The following is a 5,277-nucleotide window of genomic DNA, read 5'->3' as shown; positions in this document are numbered from 1 at the left end:
GGCCGCCTCCGGGCGGCCCTGATTTTTGGCGAACTGGGCGTCGATCTGGTAGGGAGGTTCGGTTCCAATTCTATCGCAGCCAAAAAAGCCCTAAGGTCAGGTTTGATTCTGCCTCGCGAGGTATCCAATATGCGCTCGCTTCTGTTCTGCCTGGTCGGCCTGATGACGGCATCGTCGGATCTCGCCTTCGCCGACATGAAGCTCTCGCCCAAAGCTGCGCCGAACGGCGGCAGCGAAGTCCGGTATTTTACCTCCATCGATGGCCTGATGGAGGGCAATGCCGACGTCATCCTCAAGGAAACCCGCCAGGGAAAGACCGTTACCTCCGCGGTGCTCGACGTCTGCTATCCGGCGGAGAAAGGCTCGGACCGCAAGGACCGTTTCATCGCCAACCTCGCTGTCAACGGCCAGACCCTGACCGGAACCACCCAGAGCCTCGGCGACAAATTGCCGGTCACGGTCAAACTCGTCCGCAAACCGACCGGCGACACCTTCGAATTCAAGGGCCAGATCGGCGTCGGCCAAACGGTGACGGAGGTGACATCGACCGACAATTCCGATCTCAGCGAGATGGAATTCAAGGACAGCCAGGCTACCGATGACAGCATCGCGACCGCACCAAAGGATTTTACCGAAGTCTCTCCGGAAGCCGTCGCCGTCAGGGTGAAGCTGGACGCGGCGGTGGATTTCCTGAGGGCCCTTAAGGGTCAGAACATCGAGGTTTCGCTTGATAGCCTCGTGGTGTCGTGCGATGCCCTGCGCGCCGGCGAGCAGACGATCAACATCGGCGTCGATCCTGATCGCGCCGCCGCGCTGATCGACAGGTTCAAGCTGATGCCCGGCGTGGTCGCCGCCGGCTGGACCAGCGGCATTATCGAGATGGAGCGCACGATCCGATTCGCGGCCGCCGACTGGCGCGACGGCGACAGCCTCAACAGGGACAAGCTCGCAACGACGATTGCCGGCGTGCTGACGAAAACCCTGTCGGCGAAATCGTCGTCATCGGCCTGGAACGCCAATACCGGAGCGCTGAAATTGACCTTGAAGCGGCCGAGCCAGCTATTTCCCGCGCTCGACCTTACCGAAACGGTCGAGATCACCGCGCTGGTGGCGCCGGACAGGCCGGTAGGGTCGGAACGGCTGATTCTGTGGATCAGTAATCCCGTCATTTCGACCAAGGACGAAGCCGCGGGTCCAAAACTCAATCTGGCCGAGGAATCCTCCGGCGACGAGGAAGGCGACCAGAAGGACGACAACGGCTCGGTCGATGCGCTGGCCAGGGAATTCAAGGGCCAGCGCTGGGATACCGACAAGTCGGCCTGGAAATAGCCGGACCTTTGACCGGGATCCGCGCCGACATGGTGTTGCGCGGGAGCTTGAAATCTCAGTACGACATTGACCGGATTGAGGCCGGGTCAAAATTGCCGCCTCACAAGCGAATCCCCGCGGAATACCGGCCGCGGGGATTTGGTCGATCGTGCAAAGAATGGACTTACTTCAAGACCATTTCCGTGAACGGGTAGACATAAGCCTGCAGCATCACAAAGAGACCGACGAGACACGCCAGCGCGATCGAATGCTTGAACACAAAGCGCAGGATCGTGCCCTCGTGTCCATACCAGTTGGTCGCGGTTGAAGCGACGACGATCGACTGCGCGTCGATCATCTTGCCCATCACGCCGCCAGACGAGTTGGCGGCGCCCATCAGGATCGATGACAGGCCGAGTTGCTGCGAGGTGATTTTCTGCAGGTTGCCGAACAGAATATTCGACGCGGTATCCGATCCCGTCAGCGCCACGCCCAACCAGCCGAGCAGGGTGCCGAAGAAGGGATAAAGCACGCCCGTCGCCGCAAACGCCAGACCAAGCGTGGCGTCGACGCCCGACAATCGCGTCAGCGTGCCGATCGCCAGCATCGCCGAGATCGTGATCAGCGAAATCGCACACAGCCTGATGGTGCGGCCATATTCCGCAATCATCTTCACTGGCGAAAAGCCCGCCAGGCTGCCGGAGATGATCGCGGCGATCAGCATGCCCGTCCCGGTGAACGAGAGGTAGGTGAAGGCGAACACGGCGCCTTCCGGCGTCGGCTTCGCCGCCACCGGCGCGACCTTGTTGATCATGTTGTGCAGATCGGGGACCGGATAATTCCAGGTGAAGATCGAGTTGGCCCAGGTCTTGAAGGCCCCGTTGCCCCAGATCAGCATCACGACGCAGACGATGATCCATGGCAGCAACGCGGTCCAAAGCTCTGTCTGGGTGAGCGAGGTCTTGTCCATGGGCTTCGGCGCCGTCATCGTCGCAATCGATTCATCCTTGCCGCGCAGCGCCGGCGACAGCCAGAGCTGCCTCGGCTGCCAGACCCTGAGGAACAGGATCAGGCAGCCCATCGAGATCAGCGATGCGCCGATATCGACGATCCAGGGATTGACGTAGTTCGAGATCAGAAATTGCGGGCTCGCGAACGACACGCCGGTGACCAGAATGGCCGGCCAGATGTCCTTCATGCCTTTCCAGCCGGCGAACGCCCATACCACCCAGAACGGCACGATCAGCGAGAACAACGGCAACTGCCGCCCGACCATGGCGCCCAGGATATAAGGATCAAGACCGGTCACTGTCGCCAGCCCCTGGATTGGCGTGCCGAGCGCGCCATAGGCGACGGGGGCGGTGTTGGCGATCAGCGACAGACCGGAGGCTGCCAGCGGCGAGAAGCCGAGGCCGATCAGGACCGAGCCGGTGATCGCGACCGGCGTACCGAATCCCGAAGCGCCTTCGAAGAACGCGCCAAATGAAAATGCGATCAGAAGCAATTGCAGTCGGCGGTCCTCGGTGACGCCGCCGACCGCGCGCTTCAACAGTTCGAACTGGCCGGTTGCGACCGTGAGCTGGTAGAGAAAGATGACGTTGAGCACGATCCAGCCGATCGGGAAGAACCCGGAGACGATGCCGAGCAAGGAAGCGCGGATCGACATGCCCGGCGGCATGGTGAAAATGAAGATCGCAATCAGGTTGGTCAGGACCACAGCGACAATGGCGGCGATGTGCGCCTTGACCTTGCCGCTGGCGATCAGCACCAGCAAGGTGACGACCGGAATAGCCGCGGCCAGCGTCGACAGCGCCGTATTGTTGAGCGGATTATAGACTTGATTCCACATTGCAGTTTACTCCCATGCCGTTATGCGGCCTCGCCCTGACCGCGTGGCGGCGGTCAGGCGTGCCTTGGCGCGATCGCCGGAGTGTCGTTGCAATGCGCGAAATCGGCCGCGGATTGGCCCTGCCTGGACTGGCCTTGCCTGATCCGCTCACAACCTCGCGAACTGGGAAGGCCCCCCGCCCCTCGCCGTTATACCTATGCTAGGGTTGAGTCCGAGGCTTGGACAAGCGAACGCACCGCTTGGCAACTGCGACTTTAGTCTAAGCGCTCCAATTCCCCCATTTTTTCAGGTCTTTGGAGCCATTCTCATGGAGACGGCAATCTGTGAACAAGATCAATTCGACGATCGCGACCGTATGGCGGATCGCTGTGCCTTATTTCCGTTCCGAGGACAAACTGGCCGGCCGTACGTTGCTTGCCGCGGTGATTGCAATCGAACTTGCGCTGGTCGGAGACAGTGTATTGGTCAACCAGTGGCGCAATCGTTTCTACAACGCCTTGCAGGAGAAAGACTGGCACGGCTTTGTCCGCGAAACCATCGTCTTTTGTGTGTTGGCAGCCGTAGCCGTCGTGCTTTCGGTCTATCAGACCTATCTCAATCAATGGCTGCAGATCCGCTGGCGCCGCTGGATGACCACCAAATATCTGGGCGAGTGGCTGCACGATGCCAACCACTACCGCATGCAGCTTCAGGGTGATGCGGCTGATAACCCGGATCAACGTGTTACCGACGACGTAAAACTGTTTGTCGATGCAACGCTGAGCATCGGTGTCGGCCTGCTGAGCTCAATCGTAACGCTGGCGTCCTTTGTCGTTATCCTATGGGGGCTGTCTGCGGCAGCGCCATTGCATGCTTTTGGCGGCGAGTTCGACATCCCCGGCTACCTCGTGTGGGGTGCGCTGATCTACGCCATCTTCGGCACAATACTGACGCAGTGGATCGGATCACCGCTGGTCAACCTGGATTTTCGGCAACAGCGCTTCGAGGCCGATTTCCGCTTCAACCTGGTGCGGGTGCGGGAAAATTCCGAACAGATCGCGCTGTTGCACGGCGAAGGCGCCGAGCGCGAGCGGCTTTCCGAGCGCTTCGGCCGCGTCGTCCACAACTGGTATGAGATCATGAGCCGCACCAAGCGGCTGACGGCGTTCACCCAAAGTTACGCCCAGGCAGCCGTCATATTCCCAATGATTCTCGTTGCGCCGGCCTATTTCGCCAGCAAGATACTGCTCGGCGCCGTGATCCAGACTGCCGAAGCGTTTGGCAGCGTGCAACAGGCGCTGTCGTTTTTTGTTTCGGCCTATCGGGAGCTGGCGGAATGGCGGGCCGTCGTCGCCCGCCTCGATGGATTTGAAAGGTCAATCGCCAGCGCCTCGACGCTCGCGACCGCCGCCGATTCGATCGGCGTCGTGGCATCCGATGGCGGCGACGAGATCGACCTGCAAGAGCTCCTGGTGCGCCTGCCCAACGGCACGCCGCTGATCTCCGCCGACGGCTTCCGTATCCGCGCCAATGAGAGCACCCTGGTCACCGGCCCCTCCGGCGCCGGCAAGTCGACCCTGTTTCGCGCCATCGCCGGCATCTGGCCGTTCGGCAGCGGCTCGATCGCCATTCCTGCGAAAGCCAAGCTGATGATGCTGCCGCAGCGGCCGTATTTTCCGGTCGGTGCGCTGAAGGCTGCGATCGTCTACCCCGCGGAAGCGAGCGCGTTCGGTTCCGAAGATGTCAGGGACGTGCTGGTCGCGGTCGGCCTGGCGCAGCTCGCACCGCAGCTCGATGAGGATATGCACTGGAACCGGATGCTTTCGCTCGGCGAGCAACAGCGCCTTGGGCTTGCGCGCGCCTTGTTGCACGCGCCGCAATATCTGTTCCTCGACGAGGCGACCGCCTCGCTCGATGAAGCTTCCGAGGCCAGGCTTTACCGTCTCATCGAACAGCGGTTGCCGGCGACGACCATCGTTTCGATCGGTCATCGCTCGACACTTCTGGCCTTCCATCGGCGCCATGTCGAGCTTGCCCGCGACGGCGATCGCTTCGCGCTGCAGGACCCGGGCGCGAAGGTCGAGCCGTCGTAACCATTGCGCCCGCCGCCTGTGCCCACGGCACCTGCTCCGTCCGGCCCC

3 protein-coding genes are annotated in these 5,277 nt (G+C 61.5%); 2 read left to right on the top strand and 1 reads right to left on the bottom strand.

Features of this window, described 5'->3' with window-relative positions; genetic code table 11:
- The first annotated feature begins 129 nt into the window (after nt 1-129).
- Nucleotides 130-1,329, top strand: coding sequence for a hypothetical protein (locus ABSG20_RS29165; protein ID WP_423867926.1), 1,200 nt, complete (start codon nt 130-132; stop codon nt 1,327-1,329).
- A gap of 163 nt (nt 1,330-1,492) precedes the next feature.
- On the opposite strand, the gene ABSG20_RS29160 is transcribed toward ABSG20_RS29165, so the two are convergent.
- Complete coding sequence (locus ABSG20_RS29160; RefSeq protein ID WP_423867925.1) at nt 1,493-3,157, bottom strand: L-lactate permease; 1,665 nt, start codon at nt 3,155-3,157, stop codon at nt 1,493-1,495.
- 323 nt (nt 3,158-3,480) lie between these two features.
- On the opposite strand from ABSG20_RS29160, the gene ABSG20_RS29155 reads away from it, so the two are divergent.
- Nucleotides 3,481-5,229 carry an ABC transporter ATP-binding protein/permease gene (locus ABSG20_RS29155; protein WP_423867924.1) on the top strand — a complete coding sequence of 583 codons (1,749 nt, stop codon included), beginning with the start codon at nt 3,481-3,483 and terminating at the stop codon, nt 5,227-5,229.
- Nucleotides 5,230-5,277: the final 48 nt, after the last annotated feature.

Origin of the sequence: Bradyrhizobium sp. (assembly GCF_049512235.1) — a bacterium.
Classification (GTDB): domain Bacteria; phylum Pseudomonadota; class Alphaproteobacteria; order Rhizobiales; family Xanthobacteraceae; genus Bradyrhizobium.
The sequence above is the reverse complement of the archived record's forward strand: the minus strand, read 5'-3'. Positions and strand labels throughout refer to the sequence as shown.